The 19191-nt window shown below is 60.8% G+C and carries 19 protein-coding genes; 5 read left to right on the forward strand and 14 right to left on the reverse strand.

The annotated features are described in order from the left end of the window. Nucleotides 1-41: 41 nt before the first annotated feature. The 3 genes from BMY98_RS12945 to lgt all read right to left on the reverse strand — a co-directional run bounded on the left by BMY98_RS12945 (nucleotide 42) and on the right by lgt (nucleotide 2158). On the reverse strand, nucleotides 42-332 hold the full coding sequence (locus BMY98_RS12945) for a catalase-related domain-containing protein (RefSeq protein WP_245760059.1): 291 nt from the start codon (nucleotides 330-332) through the stop codon (nucleotides 42-44). Between the two features lie 112 nt (nucleotides 333-444). Beyond that, entirely contained in the window at nucleotides 445-1278 is an 834-nt protein-coding gene (locus tag BMY98_RS12950) for a thymidylate synthase (protein WP_074889717.1), read from the reverse strand. 73 nt (nucleotides 1279-1351) lie between these two features. Next, nucleotides 1352-2158 (reverse strand): prolipoprotein diacylglyceryl transferase, encoded by an 807-nt coding sequence (gene lgt / locus BMY98_RS12955; protein WP_074889720.1) that lies wholly within the window; start codon nucleotides 2156-2158, stop codon nucleotides 1352-1354. A gap of 266 nt (nucleotides 2159-2424) precedes the next feature. On the opposite strand from lgt, the gene BMY98_RS12960 reads away from it, so the two are divergent. Further along, complete coding sequence (locus BMY98_RS12960) at nucleotides 2425-3171, forward strand: NRDE family protein (RefSeq protein ID WP_074889722.1); 747 nt, start codon at nucleotides 2425-2427, stop codon at nucleotides 3169-3171. Between the two features lie 189 nt (nucleotides 3172-3360). Here BMY98_RS12960 and ptsP read toward each other — a convergent pair whose 3' ends face one another. Continuing rightward, nucleotides 3361-5640 (reverse strand): phosphoenolpyruvate--protein phosphotransferase, encoded by a 2280-nt coding sequence (gene ptsP / locus BMY98_RS12965; protein WP_074889725.1) that lies wholly within the window; start codon nucleotides 5638-5640, stop codon nucleotides 3361-3363. Nucleotides 5641-5661: 21 nt separating this feature from the next. Further along, nucleotides 5662-6141 (reverse strand): RNA pyrophosphohydrolase, encoded by a 480-nt coding sequence (locus BMY98_RS12970; protein WP_062379340.1) that lies wholly within the window; start codon nucleotides 6139-6141, stop codon nucleotides 5662-5664. A 166-nt stretch (nucleotides 6142-6307) separates the two neighbouring features. Between BMY98_RS12970 and BMY98_RS12975 the strand changes: the two genes are divergently transcribed. Next, nucleotides 6308-6964: a histidinol-phosphatase gene (locus BMY98_RS12975; protein WP_074889728.1), complete on the forward strand. Its 657-nt coding sequence runs from the start codon at nucleotides 6308-6310 to the stop codon at nucleotides 6962-6964. A 127-nt stretch (nucleotides 6965-7091) separates the two neighbouring features. Here the strand turns inward: BMY98_RS12975 and BMY98_RS12980 are convergent, their stop codons facing one another. After that, on the reverse strand, nucleotides 7092-7520 hold the full coding sequence (locus tag BMY98_RS12980) for a DUF2269 family protein (RefSeq protein ID WP_074889731.1): 429 nt from the start codon (nucleotides 7518-7520) through the stop codon (nucleotides 7092-7094). 254 nt (nucleotides 7521-7774) lie between these two features. After that, on the reverse strand, nucleotides 7775-9289 hold the full coding sequence (gene ilvA, locus BMY98_RS12985; RefSeq protein ID WP_074889734.1) for a threonine ammonia-lyase, biosynthetic: 1515 nt from the start codon (nucleotides 9287-9289) through the stop codon (nucleotides 7775-7777). A 154-nt stretch (nucleotides 9290-9443) separates the two neighbouring features. On the opposite strand from ilvA, the gene rpiA reads away from it, so the two are divergent. Beyond that, nucleotides 9444-10115, forward strand: coding sequence for a ribose-5-phosphate isomerase RpiA (gene rpiA, locus BMY98_RS12990; protein ID WP_074889736.1), 672 nt, complete (start codon nucleotides 9444-9446; stop codon nucleotides 10113-10115). Between the two features lie 42 nt (nucleotides 10116-10157). On the opposite strand, the gene BMY98_RS12995 is transcribed toward rpiA, so the two are convergent. From BMY98_RS12995 to BMY98_RS13010, 4 genes are all read right to left on the reverse strand, one after another. Next, nucleotides 10158-11069 (reverse strand): SdiA-regulated domain-containing protein, encoded by a 912-nt coding sequence (locus tag BMY98_RS12995; RefSeq protein ID WP_074889739.1) that lies wholly within the window; start codon nucleotides 11067-11069, stop codon nucleotides 10158-10160. Between the two features lie 138 nt (nucleotides 11070-11207). After that, nucleotides 11208-12107: an SdiA-regulated domain-containing protein gene (locus BMY98_RS13000; protein WP_074889742.1), complete on the reverse strand. Its 900-nt coding sequence runs from the start codon at nucleotides 12105-12107 to the stop codon at nucleotides 11208-11210. Further along, nucleotides 12104-12772, reverse strand: coding sequence for a fumarylacetoacetate hydrolase family protein (locus BMY98_RS13005; RefSeq protein ID WP_065987348.1), 669 nt, complete (start codon nucleotides 12770-12772; stop codon nucleotides 12104-12106). Before BMY98_RS13005 ends, BMY98_RS13000 begins: the two co-directional genes overlap by 4 nt. Before the next feature lie 38 nt (nucleotides 12773-12810). Continuing rightward, a complete protein-coding gene (locus tag BMY98_RS13010; protein ID WP_074889745.1) occupies nucleotides 12811-14205 on the reverse strand; it encodes an FAD-binding oxidoreductase in 1395 nt (464 codons plus the stop codon). 170 nt (nucleotides 14206-14375) lie between these two features. On the opposite strand from BMY98_RS13010, the gene serA reads away from it, so the two are divergent. Beyond that, nucleotides 14376-15605, forward strand: coding sequence for a phosphoglycerate dehydrogenase (serA, locus tag BMY98_RS13015; protein WP_074889749.1), 1230 nt, complete (start codon nucleotides 14376-14378; stop codon nucleotides 15603-15605). 216 nt (nucleotides 15606-15821) lie between these two features. On the opposite strand, the gene BMY98_RS13020 is transcribed toward serA, so the two are convergent. Together BMY98_RS13020 and BMY98_RS13025 are read right to left on the reverse strand one after the other, a co-directional pair. Continuing rightward, a complete protein-coding gene (locus tag BMY98_RS13020) occupies nucleotides 15822-16259 on the reverse strand; it encodes a DUF4399 domain-containing protein (RefSeq protein WP_074889752.1) in 438 nt (145 codons plus the stop codon). A 161-nt stretch (nucleotides 16260-16420) separates the two neighbouring features. Then, complete coding sequence (locus BMY98_RS13025) at nucleotides 16421-17059, reverse strand: 2OG-Fe(II) oxygenase (RefSeq protein WP_074889754.1); 639 nt, start codon at nucleotides 17057-17059, stop codon at nucleotides 16421-16423. 195 nt (nucleotides 17060-17254) lie between these two features. On the opposite strand from BMY98_RS13025, the gene BMY98_RS13030 reads away from it, so the two are divergent. Next, complete coding sequence (locus BMY98_RS13030) at nucleotides 17255-17995, forward strand: DUF2059 domain-containing protein (RefSeq protein WP_074889757.1); 741 nt, start codon at nucleotides 17255-17257, stop codon at nucleotides 17993-17995. Nucleotides 17996-18164: 169 nt separating this feature from the next. Here BMY98_RS13030 and bipL read toward each other — a convergent pair whose 3' ends face one another. Continuing rightward, entirely contained in the window at nucleotides 18165-19106 is a 942-nt protein-coding gene (gene bipL, locus BMY98_RS13035; RefSeq protein ID WP_074889760.1) for a phospholipase BipL, read from the reverse strand. Nucleotides 19107-19191 lie beyond the last annotated feature (85 nt).

Below are 19191 nucleotides of genomic sequence, written 5' to 3' on the forward strand. Positions count from 1 at the left end.
GGCACCCGCCGCCTTCCCGGCTAAAGCCTGCCCCACAGGGATCAGGCGTTGTGAATACGCTCAGCCGCAGCCGCCACGCCAATCCCGTACTCGGGGCCGGCCATTGAGCAATGTTCGATGTACGGCTGGATGCTCGGCGCCGACACGCCACGCAGGGAGCGGGCGGTGTTGTCGAACAGCGGCTGTTTCTCCCGGGCGTTCATCAGGCGGAACAGGTTGCCCGGCTGCGAGTAATAGTCGCCATCCACGCGATGGTTCCAGTGAGCGGCCACGCCTTCGATGGACAGCGGCGGCTCTCTGAAATCCGGCTGTTCCTGGAAGGCGCCACTCACGGTCACAGCCGACCAGATAATGCAGTGTGTCAGGCGATGTCCTGACACATACAAATCGCAATCGCGGGCAAGCGCGCTCCTACAGGTCCAGCGAATGGCTTCGGATCAGCGCTTAAACAGCCACTGGCGCCTTGATGCTCGGATCCGCGTCATAACCCACTATCTCGAAGTCTTCGAAGCGATAGTCGTAGATGCTCTCCGGGCGGCGCTTGATGTTCAGCTGCGGCAGCTGTCGTGGCGTGCGGGTCAGCTGCGTCGCGATCTGCTCTTCATGGTTGGAATAGGCGTGGGTGTCGCCCAGGCTGACAATGATCTCGTGGGGGATCAGGTCGCATTGCTGAGCCAGCATGTGGGTCAGCAACGCCAGCGCCGCGATGTTGTACGGCAGGCCGAGGAAGACGTCGGAACTGCGAATGTACAACTGCATCGACAGCTTGCCGTCGGCCACAAAGGCCTGGTACAGCAAATGACACACCGCAAGGGCCTGGCGCCCGGCCTTGACGTTCTCCTGCGGCGACAGCTTCTCGTCCGGCAGGTATTCGGTGTTCCAGCCGTGGAACAGGATGCGGCGGCTGTTGGGGTTGTTCTTCAGGCAATCGACCATGTAATCGATCTGGTTGATCTTGCCGCCATCCTTGGTGGGCCAGCCGGTCCACTGTGCGCCGTACACCGGGCCCAGGTCGCCGTCTTCGGTGGCCCACTCGTCCCAGATGGTCACGCCGTTCTCGTTCAGCCATTTGGTGTTGGTGTTGCCGCTGAGCATCCAGATCAACTCGTTGGCGATGCTCTTGAAGTGCAGCTTCTTGGTGGTCAGCAGCGGGAAGCCATCGGCCAGGTTGTGGCGAATCTGCCGACCGAACACGGCCGTGGTGCCGGTCCCGGTGCGGTCGCCCTTGCGGGTTCCGTTGTTGATGACGTCCTGCAGCAGTTCAAGGTATTGCTTCATGACCAAAGGCCCTCTGTTTCGGTGAATCCGCCGAACCCTACAGGCCCGGCGTTCAGCAAATGTAGCCGGCGCGTCACGCTGCAGCGTTGTTGGCAGCGGGCGCGCGGTGGTAAGCAAGCCAGATCAGCACCAGACCGCCAATGATCATCGGCAGGCTGAGGATCTGCCCCATGGTGACCCAGCCCCAGGCCAGATAACCCAGCTGGGCGTCCGGCACGCGGACGAATTCCACCACGAAGCGGAAGATGCCGTAGAACAGCGCGAACATGCCGGACACGGCCATGGTCGGACGCGGCTTGCGGGAGAAGAAATAGAGAATGACGAACAAGGCCACGCCTTCCAGCGCGAACTGGTAGAGCTGTGACGGGTGGCGCGGCAGTTGCGCAGGGTCGGTGGGGAACACCATGGCCCAAGGCAGATCAGTCGGCTTGCCCCACAGTTCGGCGTTGATGAAGTTGCCGATGCGCCCGGCACCCAGACCAATCGGCACCATGGGTGCGATGAAGTCCATGAGCTGGAAGAACGACTTGCCGTTGCGCTTGCCGAACCAGTAAGTCGCAATCATCACGCCGATAAAGCCGCCGTGGAACGCCATGCCGCCCTTCCACACTTCAAGGATCAGCAGCGGGTTGGCGATGTAGTTGGGCAGATCGTAGAACAGGACGTAGCCGAGACGCCCGCCGACGATGACGCCCATGGCGACCCAGAAAATCATGTCCGAGAGCTTTTCTTTGGTCCACGTCGGGTCAAAGCGATTCAGGCGACGGGATGCCAGGTACCAGGCACTGCCGATACCGACCAGATACATCAGGCCGTACCAGTGAATTTGCAGCGGACCGATGGCCACGGCTACCGGGTCAATCTGCGGGTAAGGCAGCATTGCGACTCCTTGAAATAGAAGCGCTCATTGAGCGACGAAGCAGAACTATGCGGCGGCGGTAGCAGGTGGTGCCACCCAATAATGATGAAACTTGGTGCAAGAGCGACCGCGTTGGCAAACCCGCACGCCGACGATGTCGCCCCGGCTGGCGCGGACATCTCTCAAAAACAGTGCGGCATGTTACCGGACCGCGCCGATCCGCTCTAGCAGCGTGCGATGGATGTCGGCGTGCGGGGTGGGTAAAGTGGCTCAAAAAGGAGTCATCCATGTGCCTTATCGTCTTCGCCTGGCGACCGTCGCACCCTCAGCCGCTGATTCTGGCGGCCAATCGTGACGAGTTCTACGCCCGCCCTACGCTGCCGCTGGCCCAGTGGGAAGACGCGCCGCAAGTGTATGCGGGGCGCGATCTTGAAGCGGGCGGGACGTGGCTGGGGATCAATGCTGACGGACGATTCGCAGCGCTGACCAATATCCGCGAGCCGGGCAAGCCACCTGGCCGTCGTTCGCGGGGCGAATTGGTTGCTGGTTTTTTAAACAATGAAATTGCGACTGACGAGTATTTGCGTGATGTCGCCGCGCGTTCGGCGGAGTACGGCGGGTTCAACTTGCTGGTGGGTGATCTTCACCAGTTGCACTTCCTCAATGCAAACGACCCGACACCCCGCCGCCTGGAAGCAGGCGTTTACGGTGTGTCCAACGCCGGGCTCGATACGTCATGGCCGAAGCTGGTGAAAGCCAAAGCCGCCCTGTCGGAACAGCTGCATACGCCTGATCCAGAAGCGCTGTTTGGTTTTCTTGCCGACCACGCGCCTGCGCCGGACGCTGAACTGCCGAGCACCGGCGTTGGGCTCGCGACGGAGAAATTGCTGTCGAGCGTGTTCATCGCCAGCCCCAATTACGGCACGCGGGCGAGCACGGTATTGCTGGTTAATGCGGATGGCAGCCGGCGCCTGATCGAGCGCAGCTTTGGGCCGTATGGCGGGAGATTGGGAGAGGTGGATCTGAGGATTTGACTACACCTCTTCGCGGCTAAAGCCGGTCCTACATAAACTGCTGCGCGTCTGCTGGTGCGGCGGGCTTACCCTTGTAGGACCGGCTTTAGCCGGGAAAGCGTCCTGTGTCACACCGCACATTTGAGGGCGACTGATCTGGCCTCTTCCCGGCTGAAGCCGGTCCCACTAAGAGCAGCGCAGCGCCAGCCCTCAATGCCCCTTCACAGACCCCGGATTGATCATCCGCGACAGGCCCAGATTCCTCAGCGCCAGTTGCAGCGAACTGCTGATGACTTGGGGATTATCGTTCTTCATCAGTTGGGCCAACAGGTCTTTGGCCATGCTCAGGTTGATCTGGCGCAGCATCCACTTCACTTTCGGCAAGTTGGTGGCGTTCATCGACAGGCTGTCGAAGCCCATCGCCATCAGCAGCACCGCCGCCGCAGGATCACCGGCCATTTCGCCGCAGATGCTCACCGGCTTGCCTTCGGCGTGGGCATCGCGCACTACACTCTGCAGAGCTTGAAGCACCGCCGGGTGCAGGTAGTCGTACAAATCCGCCACGCGCGGGTTGTTGCGGTCGACCGCCAGCAAATACTGGGTCAAGTCGTTGGAGCCGACGGACAGGAAATCCACCTGACGCGCCAGCTCACGGGTCTGATAGACCGCCGCCGGGACTTCAATCATCACGCCCACCGGTGGCATCGGCACGTCGGTGCCTTCATCGCGCACTTCGCCCCACGCCCGGTGGATCAGGTGCAACGCCTCTTCGGTTTCGTGGGTGCCGGAGATCATCGGCAACAGAATCCGCAGGTTGTTCAAGCCTTCGCTGGCCTTGAGCATGGCGCGGGTCTGCACCAGAAAGATTTCCGGGTGATCCAGCGTCACGCGAATGCCGCGCCAGCCGAGGAACGGGTTGTCTTCCTTGATCGGGAAGTACGACAGCGACTTGTCGCCACCAATGTCCAGCGTTCGCATGGTCACCGGTAACGGGTGGAACGCCGCCAGCTGCTCACGGTAGATGGCGAGCTGTTCTTTCTCGCTCGGGAACCGCTGCTGAATCATGAACGGGACTTCGGTGCGGTACAGGCCGACGCCTTCCGCGCCTCGCTGTTGCGCACGGGCCACGTCTGCCAGCAGACCGGTATTGACCCACAGCGGCATGCGGTGACCGTCGAGGGTCACGCACGGCAACTCACGCAGCGCGTCGAGGCCTTGAGAGAGCTGACGCTCCTCTTCGACGACGACGGAGTACTGCTTGATCAGGATCTCGGAGGGATTGGTGAAGACTTCGCCATGGTAGCCGTCGACGATCAGCTGGATGCCGTCGACTTTCGAGTACGGCAGGTCCACCACACCCATGACCGTGGGAATGCCCATGGCCCTGGCCAGAATGGCGACGTGGGAGTTACCCGAACCGAGTACCGAAATCAGCCCCACCAACTTGCCCTCCGGCACCTCGCCAAGCATGGCGGGCGAGAGCTCTTCGCTGACCAGAATGGTGTTGTCGGGGTAGACCAGTGTTTGCTGGCGCGCTTCCTGAAGGTAGGCCAGCAGGCGGCGACCCAGGTCTTTGACGTCCGATGCGCGTTCACGCAGATAGGCGTCGTCCATCAGCTCGAAGCGTTTGACGTGCTCGTTGACCACCGAACGCAACGCGCCCTGGGCCCACTGGCCGGTCTTGATGACGTTGGTGACTTCGCTGCCCAGCGAAGCATCGTCGAGCATCATCAGGTATACATCAAAGAGCGCGCGCTCTTCAGGACGCAATTGTGTCGCCAACTTCGCCGAAAGGGTGCGCATATCATTGCGAACGCCTTCAAGTGCAGTCTGGAACAGTTTAAGCTCAGCGGTGATGTCGGTGACGGTTTTGTCCGGCACGACTTCTAGGTCAGCCGGCGGCAGCATGACCAGCGCGGTGCCGACGGCAGCACCCGGTGAACCCGGCACGCCGACGAATCGGGCTTCCTGAATGCCCTTGCCCTGCCGACCTAGCCCGCGAATGGAGCCGGTGGCTTCTGCGTGGGCGATAACGCCGGCGAGCTGCGCGCTCATCGTGACCAGGAAGGCTTCTTCGCCCTCGTCGAACTGACGGCGCTCTTTTTGCTGGATGACCAGGACGCCCACTACCCTGCGGTGGTGGATGATCGGCGCACCGAGGAAAGAGGCGTAGCGTTCTTCACCGGTTTCGGCAAAGTAACGATAGCGAGGGTGATCGGCGGCGTTTTCGAGGTTCAGCGGTTCTTCACGCGTACCGACCAGACCCACGAGGCCCTCGTTCGGGGCCATGCTCACCTTGCCGATCGAGCGCTTGTTCAGGCCTTCGGTGGCCATCAGCACGAAGCGATTCGCTTCAGGATCGAGCAGATAGACCGAGCAGACCTGGCTGCTCATGGCCTCTTTTACGCGCAATACAATAATGCCCAACGCCGCCCTGAGATCCTTGGCGGAGTTAACTTCCTGGACGATCTTGCGCAGCGTATTGAGCATGGCTCGGGGTCGAACTCCGTGTCAGTCGCGCGCCAACAGGCGCGGGGCAAGCTCTTTGAGTGCGCGGCGATATACTTCGCGCTTGAATGTCACCACCTGGCCCAACGGGTACCAATAACTGACCCAACGCCAGCCATCGAACTCCGGTTTGCCGGTCAAATCCATCCGCACCCGCTGCTCGTTGGAGATCAGGCGCAGGAGAAACCATTTTTGCTTCTGGCCGATGCACAGCGGCTGGCTGTGGGTACGGACCAAACGTTGCGGCAGACGATAGCGCAACCAACCCCGGGTGCAGGCAAGAATTTCAACATCATGCCGTTCCAGCCCGACTTCTTCATTCAATTCACGGTAAAGCGCGTCTTCCGGGGTCTCCTGAGGGTTGATACCCCCCTGTGGAAACTGCCAGGCGTCTTGATTGATGCGCCGAGCCCATAAGACCTGACCAGCATCATTTGTCAGAATTATCCCGACATTAGGGCGAAAACCATCGGGGTCGATCACGGCTACAACCTCGCAAACGCATGTCGCCGCATTGTTCCACAAAGATCGTGAAGGCAGCAACGAGGCTGCGACAGCTTATCGTGACAACTGCATTAATAGATGCGATCTCTTAGGCAAACCTCGTATTCTTGTGCTCTTTTTTCTGATATTTCAGCGAGTAAAGCCCATGCGTCTGGCCCTCTTCGACCTCGACAACACCCTCCTCGGCGGCGACAGCGACCATGCCTGGGGCGATTACCTGTGCGAACGGGGCATCTTGGACGGCGCTGCCTACAAGGCACGCAACGATGCCTTTTATCAGGACTATCTGGCCGGCACGCTGAACCTGACCGACTACTTGAATTTCAGCCTGGAGATTCTCGGCCGCACTGACATGGCGCAGCTCGACGAATGGCACCGGGAATTCATGCGCGACTGCATCGAGCCCCTGATCCTGCCGAAAGCCATGGCCCTCATCGCCAAACACCGCGAGGCTGGCGACAAGCTGGTGGTGATCACCGCGACCAACCGTTTCGTCACCGCACCGATCGTGGCCCGGCTGGGCATCGACACGTTGCTGGCGACCGAGTGCGAGATCGTCGATGGCCGCTACACCGGGCGCACCACTGACGTGCCGTGCTTCCGCGAGGGCAAAGTGACACGCCTGAACCGCTGGATCGAAGAGAACGGCTTCAACCTGGATGACAGCTGGTTCTACAGTGATTCTATGAACGATTTGCCACTGCTGGAGCAGGTCGCCCACCCGGTCGCGGTCGATCCTGATGAAAAGCTGCGCGCCGAGGCCACCCGTCGCGGCTGGCCGGTGATTTCACTGCGCGACTGAAAAGCCTTCGCGAGCAAGCTCATTTCTACAAGTCACCGCGCCTCTGTAGGAGCGCGCTTGCCCGCGAAAAAATGGGTCAGGCAACCCCAATCCATGGTCTGCCTCTGGTGTCACTGCGAAATGAGGTTTAAACCGGTTTGGCACCCATCAGACCGGCAATCGCCACGAAGCAGACCACGCTGAAGATGGCCAGGGCGAGTGTGAAGCGGGAATTACCCACGATCACCGGCCGGCGCAGGCGATTGACCCGCACCGCCAGCCACGCCCAGCTCAAGGCGCCGAAGAGATACAGCACACTCGCCGCCAGCAGCCAGGTCTGTCCCAGCGGCCAGCCAGCGTAGTGCACCAGCCACCAACCGCTGATCGGCAGGGTTATCAGGCACACGCCCATCAGCACCCAGACAAATGCCCACGGCCGTTGCATGGCGCGGTTCTGAACCGTCGCATCGCCGGCCCGACGTCCACGGACAATCCAGACGATCAGCCCCAGCGCGCAGATGAACAGCAGCACCGTGCTGACGACGTGCAGGATTTTCAGTGCAGCGAAGTGTTCCATTGTGTTCGTGTCCCTGTGTCTGGCGGTATTTGAAGATTAGCAGCCGGCTGCATATCGCCGCCGCTGTTGATCCTGTAGGAGCGTGGCTTGTCCCGCGAGCTGGCACGAAGCCGCAGCCCATGAGCGACCTTGCTTCTTCAGTCCGGAGACTGCATGCACCGTATTGCTGCCGTTCCCGGCAGATCGCGGGACCAGCCTCGCTCCTACAGTCCCGGGCATGAACCGCTGAAGTCAGCAGTGTCAGTCTTCGGAGCTCACCCCAGAAACAGCTTGTACGCCGGGTTCTTGGTCTCGTCCCAATACGGATAACCAATCTCTGCCAGCGCCTGCGGCACCAGATGCCGCTCATCTTCCGGCACCACCAACCCCGCCACCACTCGGCCATCTGCCGCGCCATGGTTGCGGTAGTGGAACATCGAAATATTCCATTTCCCGCCCAGTTTGTTCAGGAAATTGAACAGCGCACCCGGACGCTCCGGGAATTCAAAGCGCAGCACCACCTCATCGCTGACCCGCTCCGAATGCCCGCCGACCATGTGTCGCAGGTGCAGCTTGGCCAGTTCGTTGTCGGTCAGGTCCAGCACCGGGAAACCCTGTTCCGTCAGGCTAGCGATCAGCGCTTTGCGAGGGTCGGTGTCGGGGTGGGTCTGCACGCCGACGAAGATGTGCGCTTCGCGGTCAGTGTGGTAGCGGTAGTTGAATTCGGTGATCTGTCGTTTGCCGATGGCCTCACAGAAGGCTTTGAAGCTGCCCGCCTGTTCCGGAATGGTCACGGCAATGATTGCCTCGCGGCCTTCGCCCAGTTCAGCGCGCTCGGCAACGTGGCGCAGACGGTCGAAGTTTACGTTGGCGCCGGAATCGATGGCCACAAACGTCTGCCCGGTCACTTCGTACTGTTCGGTGTACTTCTTGATCCCGGCCACGCCCAACGCGCCAGAGGGTTCGGTGATTGAGCGGGTGTCGTCGTAAATGTCCTTGATCGCCGCGCAAATCTCGTCAGTGCTGACGGTGATCACCTCGTCGACGTAATCCTTGCAGATCTCGAAGGTGTACTGACCGATCTGCGCCACGGCCACGCCATCTGCGAACAGCCCGACCTGTTGCAGCACCACGCGCTCGCCGTAGGCCATGGCCTGTTGCAGGCAATTGGAGTCATCCGGCTCGACGCCGATCACCTTGATCTCCGGGCGCAGGTATTTCACATACGCAGCAATGCCGGCAATCAGCCCGCCACCACCCACCGGGACAAAGATCGCATCCAGTGGCCCCTGATGCTGACGCAGGATTTCCATCGCCACCGTGCCTTGCCCGGCGATGGTGTCGGGGTCGTCGTACGGATGAACGTAGACGTAGCCGTGTTCCTCAACCAGCTTCAGCGAATACGCCAGCGCCTCGGGAAACGAGTCGCCATGGAGTACGACTTTTCCGCCCCGGGAGCGCACGCCTTCGACTTTGATCTCCGGCGTGGTCTTCGGCATCACGATGGTCGCCGACACTCCCAGCGTCTTCGCCGCCAGCGCCAGGCCCTGGGCATGATTGCCCGCCGATGCCGTCACCACGCCCCGCGCCAGTTCTTCCGGGCCCAGCTGCGCCAACTTGTTGTACGCGCCACGAATCTTGAAGGAGTACACCGGCTGCAAGTCTTCGCGCTTGAGCAGCACGTTGTTGCCCAGGCGCGCGGAAAGCTGGCGTGCGGCGTGCAGCGGGGTTTCCACGGCAACGTCATAGACGCGGGAGTTGAGAATCTTTTTGACGTAGTGCTCGAGCATCGGGGAAGAATCGCTGGCGAAGGGGCAAGACCCGGAAGTCTACCCCTCGCCCCGTCGCACGACCACATCAAGACTCAGGCTTTGACCACGGCATGTCGTTATACTGCCGGCCCTCGGACCTATCGCTATTCCCTGTAACCGGAGCCCACCTCGCATGACCCAGGATCAACTCAAACAGGCCGTTGCCCAGGCCGCCGTCGATTTCATCCTTCCGAAACTCGACGACAAAAGCGTCGTGGGCGTGGGCACCGGCTCTACCGCCAATTGCTTCATCGACGCGCTGGCCCTGCACAAAGGCGCGTTCGACGGCGCAGTCGCGAGCTCCGACGCAACGGCCGCACGCCTCAAGGCCCACGGCATTCCGGTGTATGAACTGAACACGGTCAGCGACCTGGAGTTTTACGTCGACGGCGCCGATGAAAGCGACGAGCACTTGAACCTGATCAAAGGCGGCGGCGCAGCCTTGACCCGCGAGAAGATCGTTGCCGCCGTGGCGAAAACTTTCATCTGCATCGCTGACGCCAGCAAGCTGGTGCCGGTGCTGGGCGCGTTTCCCCTGCCGGTCGAAGTGATCCCGATGGCTCGCAGCCACGTGGCCCGCGAACTGGTGAAGCTGGGCGGCGACCCGGTTTACCGCGAGGGCGTGCTGACGGACAACGGCAACATCATCCTCGATGTGCACAACATGAACATCACCAACCCGTCGGAAGTGGAAGCGCAGATCAACAACATCGTCGGTGTCGTCACCAACGGCCTGTTCGCCGCGCGCCCGGCGGATCTGCTGCTGCTGGGCACTCAAGAAGGCGTGAAAACCCTCAAGCGCTAATGGTTGCGGGGCAAGGCGAACCCAAGCGGGGATGCCTTGCCCTTAGCGTTTCTTGAACACATAAAACAGGTTCGGTTCGCTCACGACGTACAACGTGCCGTCGTCCCCCATGGCGATACCCTCGGCCTGGGGCACGCTTTTGCTCAGGCCCATGCTGCCCTTGGTCAGTGACACGTTGGCGACCGGCTTACCCTCGGTGTCCAGCTCGAGAATCTGCCGCGACTCATCCGACAGCGCCAGCAAATGCCCACTGCGTTCATCGAACTGCAGACTGGAAAGGTCACGAACGAACAGGCCCGCATCCCGCTGCTTGCTGGACGTCACTTCAAGGATGTTGGGGGAGTGGGTTCCCGCGTCGGGAAAGCCGCGCACTTCGATGATCTGCACCGGCCGCCGCTCTTTGGCGACGAACAGGCGGCGGCCCTGATTATCGTAGGCCAGGCCTTCAAAGCCGTTGTTGCCGCCGGCGTCGATGCCCAGGGTCAGCTGCTCGGCATCGGCCGCGTCGAGGAAAGTCGTGTCGTCATCCACGTGAACCTTGATCAGCCTCTGACTGTGCTCGTCGCTGATAACGTAGATTCCGGGGCTGATGTACTCGACCGCTTCGGCGTCCCCGAACCCGGTCAGGGGAATTCGTCTGAGAATCCGCCCTTCCAGGCTCAGCTCGACCAACTCGGGGTTTTTGTTGGTGACGGTAAAGAGGGTCTTGCGCTGCGGATCAAAGCTGAGGGCCGAGACGTTCGCCTCCAAACCGTCGATGGCCCGCGCCTCAATCTCGACCTCATAGGCGTCGAGGCCCAGCGCTTGAGCGTCACTGGATTGCCAGAGCACGTACCAGTTGAACCAGAGCCGCTCGATGACCCGGTATTCGCGCGCCACAAAAAACGACGCGGTCAGTATCAACAGGACAAGTAACGTGAGCGCGACGCTCTGGAACGGGGTGACACGACGCATGCAGGGGGCTCGACTTCAGTGGGGCGAATTTAATAGCACCGTATTCTGAAGCCAAACTGAAAGCGATGTGACATCTCGTTCGACCTTTTCAGGTTCAAGCGGGAACGCGAAGACGCTCAAGCCGAAACCGGCCCGGCGTCACTGCCGCTTGAAGCTGTAAAACAGGTTGGGCTCGCTGACCATGTAAATCGTGCCGTTCTCGTCCATCGCCACGCCTTCCGCGCGCGGGATAGTGTCGCTCAGACCGTTGAACCCATGCAGCAGCGTCATGAAGCTGACCTGATTACCCTTGCCGTCCAGCTCCAGCAGCATGTGTGACTCGGCGGACAGCACCAGCAAATGCCCGGTCTTCTGGTCCGCGTACAGGGACGACAGATTGCGCACGATCAGGTTGTCATTGATCAGCTTGCGCTTCTCGCCTTTCACTTCGCTGCTGCCATCGGCTTTCCAGCTGTACAGCGCTGGCGGACGCTCTTCGCCAAACAGGAACTGCTGATCCCGTGGGTCCCAGGCCACGCCTTCGAACGCTTTATTCTGATCCTTCGACCGACCGAGGTCGTACTTGGGGAAGTCGGCGATGTTCAACGTTTTGGTTTCGGGCGTGACGTGGACGATGGTCATCAAGTGCTGGCGCTCATCGACGATGGCAATCAGGCCGTCGCCCAGAACGGCAACACCTTCAGGGTTGCCCCAGCCTTCAAGCGGAATCTTGCGAATCACATCGCCGGTCAGCGTGATCTCGGAAAGGAAAGGGTTTTTGCCCATCACCGAGTACAGGGTTTTGGTCGCCGGGTCGTAAGACAGATCCGAGGCCTCGTCCTTTTCCATGCCGGCCAGCGGCTTGGCGTCGATATCGACCTTGTAATCCGGCAGCCAGATACCCGCCGCGCGCTCGGCCGGCGTGACGTTGCGCTCGCTCAGCCACAACACGCCGCGGTCGTCCCAGTGCCAGGCGTACGACAGACCAGCCAGGATCACCAGCGCTGCAACGAGCAGCCACCACCAACGGAAACGCAGACGGCTTTTACGCTGTGTCATCCGCGAACGTCGCTTTCGAAACGGCTCTGGCCTGTCAGCTCCAGCACGATCTCATCGCCAACAGTGAATGGTCCTACGCCTGCGGGCGTGCCGGTCATGATCAGGTCACCGGCCTGCAGCGAGAACTGCGACGCCATGTGCTGGATCATCGGCACGATCGGGTTGAGCATGTGACTGCTGTTGCCGTCCTGACGGACTTCGCCGTTGATGGTCAGGCGAATGGCGATGTCGGTCAGATCGGGGTAGGCGTCAGCGGATACGAACGGCGCAATGACCGCCGCGCCGTCGAACGACTTGGCGATTTCCCACGGCAGGCCTTTCTCTTTCAGCTTCGACTGCACGTCGCGCAGCGTCAGGTCCAGGCCCGGAGCGAAGCCGGAGATCGCGTCGAGGACTTCTTCGCGGCTCGGGTTCTTGCTCAGCGGCTTGCCGATCAGCACGACAATCTCGGCTTCGTAATGCACCGAACCCCGGTCCTGAGGAATGCTGAAGCCCCCCTCGATTCCGACCACGCAGCTGCCCGGCTTGATGAACAGCAATGGTTCGGTCGGTACCGGGTTGTCCAGTTCCTTGGCGTGCTCGGCGTAATTGCGGCCGATGCAGACGACTTTACCCAGCGGAAAGTGAACCTTGGTGCCGTCGACGTACTTGTGCTGATAGCTCATGAGCGCTCCTGAAATGCTTGTTGTAATGGGGGAACCGCTTACACCGCGAAGATTTTGCCGGGGTTCATGATGCCGTTCGGGTCGAACACCGCTTTGACGGCCTTCATGTATTCGATTTCCACCGGCGAGCGGCTGTAGTGCAGGTAGTCACGCTTGGTCATACCGACGCCGTGCTCTGCGGAGATCGAGCCGTTGTACTTCTGCACGATCTCGAACACCCACTTGTTCACCGTCGCGCACTTGGCAAAGAACTCCTCCTTGCTCAGGTTTTCCGGCTTGAGGATGTTCAGGTGCAGGTTACCGTCGCCGATATGGCCGAACCAGACGATTTCGAAATCCGGGTAATGCTGGCCAACGATCGCGTCCACTTCAGCGAGAAACGCCGGGACCTTCGAAACGGTGACCGAGATGTCGTTCTTGTACGGCGTGAAGTGAGAGATGGTTTCCGAAATGTATTCGCGCAGCTTCCACAGATTCTGCAGTTGCTGTTCGCTCTGGCTCATCACGCCATCCAGCACCCAGCCCTGCTCGACGCAGTGCTCGAAGGTTTCCAGCGCGTGGTTCGCCACTTCTTCGGTGGTCGCTTCGAATTCCAGCAGCGCGTAGAACGGGCATTCGGTTTCGAACGGAGAAGGCACGTCACCGCGCGCCATGACCTTGGCCAGCGCCTTGTCCGAGAAGAACTCGAATGCGGTGAGGTCCAGCTTGCTCTGGAACGCGTGCAGCACCGGCATGATGGCGTTGAAGTCGGTGGTCCCGAGAACCATCGCGGTGAGGTTTTTCGGCGCACGGTCCAGACGCATGGTCGCCTCGACCACGAAGCCCAGCGTGCCTTCAGCGCCAATGAACAGCTGACGCATGTCGTAGCCGGTGGCGTTTTTGATGAGGTCTTTGTTCAGTTCGAGCAGGTCGCCCTTGCCGGTGACCACCTTGAGGCCCGCGACCCAGTTGCGGGTCATGCCGTAGCGAATCACTTTGATCCCGCCGGCGTTGGTGCCGATGTTGCCGCCGATGTTGCTGGAGCCCGACGACGCGAAGTCCACCGGGTAATACAAGCCGTTTTCTTCGGCGAGATTCTGCAGCTGCTTGGTGACCACGCCTGGCTGGCAGATGGCAGTGCGGTCTGTCAGGTTGAGTTCGAGCACCTGATTCATGTAATCGAAGTTGACGACCACCTCACCGTTGGCGGCAACGGCGGCGGCGGACAACCCGGTGCGGCCGCCCGAAGGGACCAGCGCAACCTTGCGATCATTGGCCCAGCGGACGATCGCCTGGACCTGTTCGGTGGTCTTGGGGAAGACGATGGCAGTGGGTGCGGGCGCGAAATGTTTGGTCCAGTCCTTGCCGTAGGTTTCGAGGGAATCGGCGTCGGTCAGGACCTTGCCAGGCTCAACCAGGGTCTTCAGCTCATCTATCAGCGCAGGATGGGTCATCAACAGAACTCTCGAACAATTCATGGTCATCCTGAGAACGGCTCACGTCCAGGAATGGGGTGTTTCGCGGGGTGCATATGCTAGCATACGCCCCCCGCCAATCGAGCTTTCGGCCGATTTGCGCGCGCTTCACTTACTGCCATTTCTCTCCGGGACACAGGTTTACGCAGATGAGCAAGACTTCCCTCGACAAGAGCAAGATCAAGTTCCTTCTTCTCGAAGGCGTCCACCAGTCCGCGGTCGACGTCCTGAAGGCCGCCGGTTACACCAGCATTGAGTACCACACCAAGTCTCTGCCGGAAGCCGAACTGAAGGAAAAGATTGCCGACGCTCATTTCATCGGTATTCGTTCCCGCACCCAACTGACTGAAGAACTGTTCGACAGCGCCAAGAAACTGGTCGCGGTCGGCTGCTTCTGCATCGGTACCAACCAGGTTGACCTGAACGCAGCCCGCGAACGCGGCATCGCTGTGTTCAACGCCCCCTACTCCAACACCCGTTCGGTGGCGGAGCTGGTGCTGGCCGAGGCCATCCTGCTGCTGCGCGGTATCCCGGAGAAGAACGCTTCCTGCCACCGTGGCGGCTGGATCAAGAGCGCGGCCAACTCGTTCGAGATTCGCGGCAAGAAGCTCGGCATCATCGGCTACGGCTCGATCGGCACTCAGCTGTCGGTCCTGGCTGAAGGCCTGGGCATGCAGGTGTACTTCTACGACACCCTGACCAAGCTGCCGCTGGGCAACGCCACTCAGGTGTCTAGCCTGAACGAGCTGCTGGGCATGGCCGACATCGTCACCCTGCACGTTCCGGAAACCAACGAAACCCAGTGGATGATCGGCGAGAAAGAAATTCGCACGATGAAGAAGGGCGCCATCCTGATCAACGCGGCACGCGGCACGGTGGTCGAGCTCGACGCCCTGGCTGACGCGATCAAGGATCAGCACCTGATCGGCGCGGCCATCGACGTGTTCCCGGTCGAGCCACGCTCCAACGACGACGTGTTCGAAAGCCCTCTGCGTGGCCTGGACAACGTGATCCTGACACCGCACATCGGCGGCTCGACCGCTGAGGCCCAAGCCAACATCGGTCTGGAAGTGGCAGAGAAACTGGTCAAGTACAGCGACAACGGTACGTCGGTCTCCTCGGTCAACTTCCCGGAAGTGGCCCTGCCGGCTCACCCAGGCAAGCACCGCCTGCTGCACATCCACCAGAACATCCCGGGCGTGCTGATGGAGATCAACAAGGTTTTCGCTGAAAACGGCATCAACATCTCCGGTCAGTTCCTGCAGACCAACGAGAAGGTCGGTTACGTGGTCATCGACGTCGACGCCGAGTATTCCGATCTGGCGCAAGAGAAACTGCAGCACATCAAAGGCACCATCCGTAGCCGCGTTTTGTTCTAAGACATTGGTTTCGGGGTGATAAAAAGGAGACCTTCGGGTCTCCTTTTTTTGTGCGCCGCGGGGGCGAATTATGCAGAGGCGGTGAGTCATCCAACATGTATGGCACAGACAGATCGCATTCGCGGGCAAGCGCGCTCCTACAACGGGACTGCGGCGACACACGCCTATGCGGCGTGCCCCAAGCCATCCATGGCATCTGCCGGTACGCGATACGCGTTATTTCACCGTGATGGTGATCTTCTGCGATTCAACTGGCGGGTTCAGCGGGACATGGTTCTTGTCGCCGACCAACAGTTGCAGGGTGTGCTGACCCGGTGTGAGGTTCAGCTCGGTTTCGGTCTGGCCCTTGCCGAAGTGGCGGATGTTGTCAGTGGTCGGCAGCGGCGCGTTCATGTCGGGCTGATCCTTGACGTCGATGAGCAGGTGATGATGCCCGGTGTCCGGGACGTCAACGCCGGCCGGGGCGACGCCCATGCCCTTGAGGCCGAACTGCACCTTGAATGCGCCGTTGACGGTCGCGCCATCCTTCGGTGAGATGATGTAAACCTCGGCGCCCGCAGGGGATGCCGTGCGTGGCATGTCCTCGGCCTGGGCCAGCAAGCTCGCCCCCAACAGCAGTCCGGTCAGGGCAGTTCTCGCAAATAACGTCTTCATGATCTCTCCGTTTTTATCGATGTGCGGCTGGCGGGTTCGGGGATTGAAGCTTCTCGTTGCCGACAGACAACCGCTCAGGAACAGCCTTTACCTTAGCTGCGGTTGGCCGCGAAGTGTTTCGCTGAGTGGCGGGATGTAGAAGATTTCATGTTGGACCGATGCTACAGCTCGAAGGGTTCGTTCCCGCGCCGTCTGAACCAGCCGGTCAGCGACAGCCGCTCGCGGGTCGAGGGCATGACTTCGTGGGGCATGTCACCCGAGAGGAACACCACAAGGCAGCCGCCGGTGGGCTGCACGTCATACTCGACGCCGTCCTTGAGGTACATCCGCAACTGACCGCCATGCTCTGGTAACCAGCCGTCGTTGAGGTAGACGACCGCCGAAACCATACGTTTGTCGTCATCGCGAAAGCGGTCGACATGCTTGAGGTAGAAGGCGCCGGGCGGATAGAGCGCAAAGTGGCTTTCATAATCCTCAAGGCCCAGAAACAGGCCCCGGTTCAGCGCTTGACGCAGGCTCTCCATCAGATCCAGATAACGATCGCAGGGCTCGGCCTGCCCCGCCTCCAGCCACTGAATGTGATCGCCGCGAATCCCCTCGCGAACCTCCTGCGCCGGCCCTCGCCCCACTGCTGCAGGCGCGAGCTCTCCCTGAACGGCACGCGTGCGGCATTCAAGCGCCAGTTCACCGGTCAGGGTGTCGGGCAGGAAGATGTTCTGCTGCGACCAGCCACGCTCGGCCAGGTCGTCGACAATTCGCAACAGAAGCGGGTGATCAGGGGATATGCGCATGGCGCGCATAGTATCCATACCCCGATTAATCCGACAGAGCCTGCAGTCCGGCGAATGAGGAATATTTTTGCGGGTTTGAATACGCCCGGCGGTTTTGTCCTGCCGCTGATCGAACCCGAGGTTTTTAGCGGGGTCTGGCAAGTGTTAACTCGACAAATCCCCGCTGACCCACCGAGAATGGCGGCCTGCCGACAGGAGTCTCTAATGCGCCGTCTGTTTTTCCTGCTGTTGATGTTCTGCACTTTGCCCGCCTGGGCAGACGGCCACGATCAGCTGTACAAGCTCGCCGGCTGGCCGGAACAACGCGCTCATTTTGTCGATGCCTTGAAAGCCGCTCAGCAGCGTTACCGCAACAGCCTTCCGCCCGCCGTATTCGACGCCTTGGTGAGCAACAGCAATCAGCGTTTCGCGCCGCAGGCGATGGACCAGCGCGGGGAGCAAATGCTGCGCCAGACGCTGCAGGACCCCAATCCTGCGCTGCAGTTTTTCCAGTCGCCGCTGGGTCGCAAGATCGTCAACGCCGAGCTCACCGCCACGCGCCCGGACCAACTGGCCAAAAACGCTCAAGGCCTGCCGCACATTCAGGCGGACGACAATCGTCTGCTGATCATCGGTCACTTGGCCAACGCGCTCCCCGCCAAGGAAGCTGGTGCCGAGGTCAGCATGGCGATTGCTGGCGTCGCCGCCGACAGCCTGAGTTCGATGATTCCAGGCCTGATGGGCGGCGGAACGACCCAGGCGATGCTCGACAGTCAGCGTCAGCGGCTCATGGGTCAGATCGGCAAGGACGTGAACAACACGCTGCTTTATGTTTACCGCGACCTGTCGGATGGAGAACTGGACGAGTTCGCCACCTTCGCCGAGTCAAACGAAGGCAAGGCCTATTACCAGGCAGCGCTGGCCGCTGTTCGCGCGGGATTGGCGGTCGGGCAGACTGTGAAGTAACGTTATCGCCTGCTGCGGGAAGCGTAGGAGCGTGGCTTGTCCCGCGATCGGGCGGGAACCGGCCGTAAGTTCGGAAACCCGATCATCCTGACATGCCGTAATCACCACACCTGCTGCCGCTGCGCGGCAGATCGCGGGACAAGCCACGCTCCTACAGACTAGATAGCCCCTACCCCATCCGCTGGGTCAGAAACTCAAAAAACCGCGCGCGCAACTCGGGTGACTCGTTGACCAGATGGTGACGCGCTTCGTGCAACATGAAGATCTGCGGCTCGGCGAACTTGTCCTTGAGTACCGGCAGATTGTGTTTCCAGTCCACGGTCATGTCCGACTCGCCCTGCACGATGAGCGGGCTGCGACAGCTTCGCGGCGCGCATTCGATACGCTCGATCCATTTGGCCAGCGCGCCCACCCATACCGTCGGCAGGCGTCGCGGCTGCAACGGATCCGCCAGTAGAAAGGGGAGAAAAGTCGGGGCGTTTGAGTTTTCGCTGAAGCGTCGGTCAATGGCTTTTACGAAGCCACGCAGCAGGTGATAGCTGAGTTTCGACAGGGCCCAGCCACGCGGCCGCACAAGCGGCGCCAGCAGAATGATCTGGCCCTGCGCCGGGCTGGCATCGCCATGATGCAGCACGTGGTCGATGACAATCGCGCCGCCGGTGCTTTGCCCGCACAGGTGCCACGGCTGCGGCAGGTTGAGGCTCTCGGCTTCCACAAAAAGCCGATCAAGCACTGCCTGATATTCCGCGAAGTCAGTAATGCTTGCCCGCGCCCCACTGGACAGTCCATGGCCCGGCAAGTCGCAGGCAATCACCGCCAGCCCAAGGCCCAGCGCCCAGTCGATGACGTGACGATACAGCCCGACGTGATCGTAAAAGCCATGCATCAGCACCAGCGTGCCAACGGGTTTATCGGGGCTCCACAACTGCGTGACGATGTCATAGCCGCCCACTTCAACGCGCCCGATCCGGCTGCTGATCGAGCCATCCGAGCCGAGCGCGTTCAAACCATAGAAACGCTGATAAGCCCGGGCCTCTTCAGACGGCGCTTGCGACGCGCTCAGCGGCAATAGCTCAGCACGCAGGTGGTCAGGGTCAAACTTGTCGGACATCGGAATTCCAGATGAGAGTGTGTAGGAAGCGGCCGCACGGAAGTGTCATCTGTCCGCTGCGGCGTGGCAAGTTACGCGACTTAAA

Origin of the sequence: Pseudomonas graminis (assembly GCF_900111735.1) — a bacterium.
GTDB classification, from domain to species: Bacteria; Pseudomonadota; Gammaproteobacteria; order Pseudomonadales; family Pseudomonadaceae; genus Aquipseudomonas; species Aquipseudomonas graminis.

Excerpts from the sequence above, each read along its gene's own strand:
- lgt (WP_074889720.1), bottom strand. The coding sequence starts at position 2,158 with ATGCTGCCTTACCCGCAGATTGACCCGGTAGCCGTGGCCATCGGTCCG.
- bipL (WP_074889760.1), bottom strand. The coding sequence starts at position 19,106 with ATGTCCGACAAGTTTGACCCTGACCACCTGCGTGCTGAGCTATTGCCG.
- BMY98_RS13030 (WP_074889757.1), top strand. The coding sequence starts at position 17,255 with ATGCGCCGTCTGTTTTTCCTGCTGTTGATGTTCTGCACTTTGCCCGCC.
- BMY98_RS13005 (WP_065987348.1), bottom strand. The coding sequence starts at position 12,772 with ATGAGCTATCAGCACAAGTACGTCGACGGCACCAAGGTTCACTTTCCG.
- BMY98_RS12980 (WP_074889731.1), bottom strand. The coding sequence starts at position 7,520 with ATGGAACACTTCGCTGCACTGAAAATCCTGCACGTCGTCAGCACGGTG.
- BMY98_RS12995 (WP_074889739.1), bottom strand. The coding sequence starts at position 11,069 with ATGCGTCGTGTCACCCCGTTCCAGAGCGTCGCGCTCACGTTACTTGTC.
- BMY98_RS13020 (WP_074889752.1), bottom strand. The coding sequence starts at position 16,259 with ATGAAGACGTTATTTGCGAGAACTGCCCTGACCGGACTGCTGTTGGGG.
- BMY98_RS12975 (WP_074889728.1), top strand. The coding sequence starts at position 6,308 with ATGCGTCTGGCCCTCTTCGACCTCGACAACACCCTCCTCGGCGGCGAC.
- BMY98_RS12960 (WP_074889722.1), top strand. The coding sequence starts at position 2,425 with ATGTGCCTTATCGTCTTCGCCTGGCGACCGTCGCACCCTCAGCCGCTG.
- ilvA (WP_074889734.1), bottom strand. The coding sequence starts at position 9,289 with ATGCTCGAGCACTACGTCAAAAAGATTCTCAACTCCCGCGTCTATGAC.
- serA (WP_074889749.1), top strand. The coding sequence starts at position 14,376 with ATGAGCAAGACTTCCCTCGACAAGAGCAAGATCAAGTTCCTTCTTCTC.
- ptsP (WP_074889725.1), bottom strand. The coding sequence starts at position 5,640 with ATGCTCAATACGCTGCGCAAGATCGTCCAGGAAGTTAACTCCGCCAAG.
- BMY98_RS13025 (WP_074889754.1), bottom strand. The coding sequence starts at position 17,059 with ATGCGCGCCATGCGCATATCCCCTGATCACCCGCTTCTGTTGCGAATT.
- BMY98_RS12950 (WP_074889717.1), bottom strand. The coding sequence starts at position 1,278 with ATGAAGCAATACCTTGAACTGCTGCAGGACGTCATCAACAACGGAACC.
- rpiA (WP_074889736.1), top strand. The coding sequence starts at position 9,444 with ATGACCCAGGATCAACTCAAACAGGCCGTTGCCCAGGCCGCCGTCGAT.
- BMY98_RS13000 (WP_074889742.1), bottom strand. The coding sequence starts at position 12,107 with ATGACACAGCGTAAAAGCCGTCTGCGTTTCCGTTGGTGGTGGCTGCTC.
- BMY98_RS13010 (WP_074889745.1), bottom strand. The coding sequence starts at position 14,205 with ATGACCCATCCTGCGCTGATAGATGAGCTGAAGACCCTGGTTGAGCCT.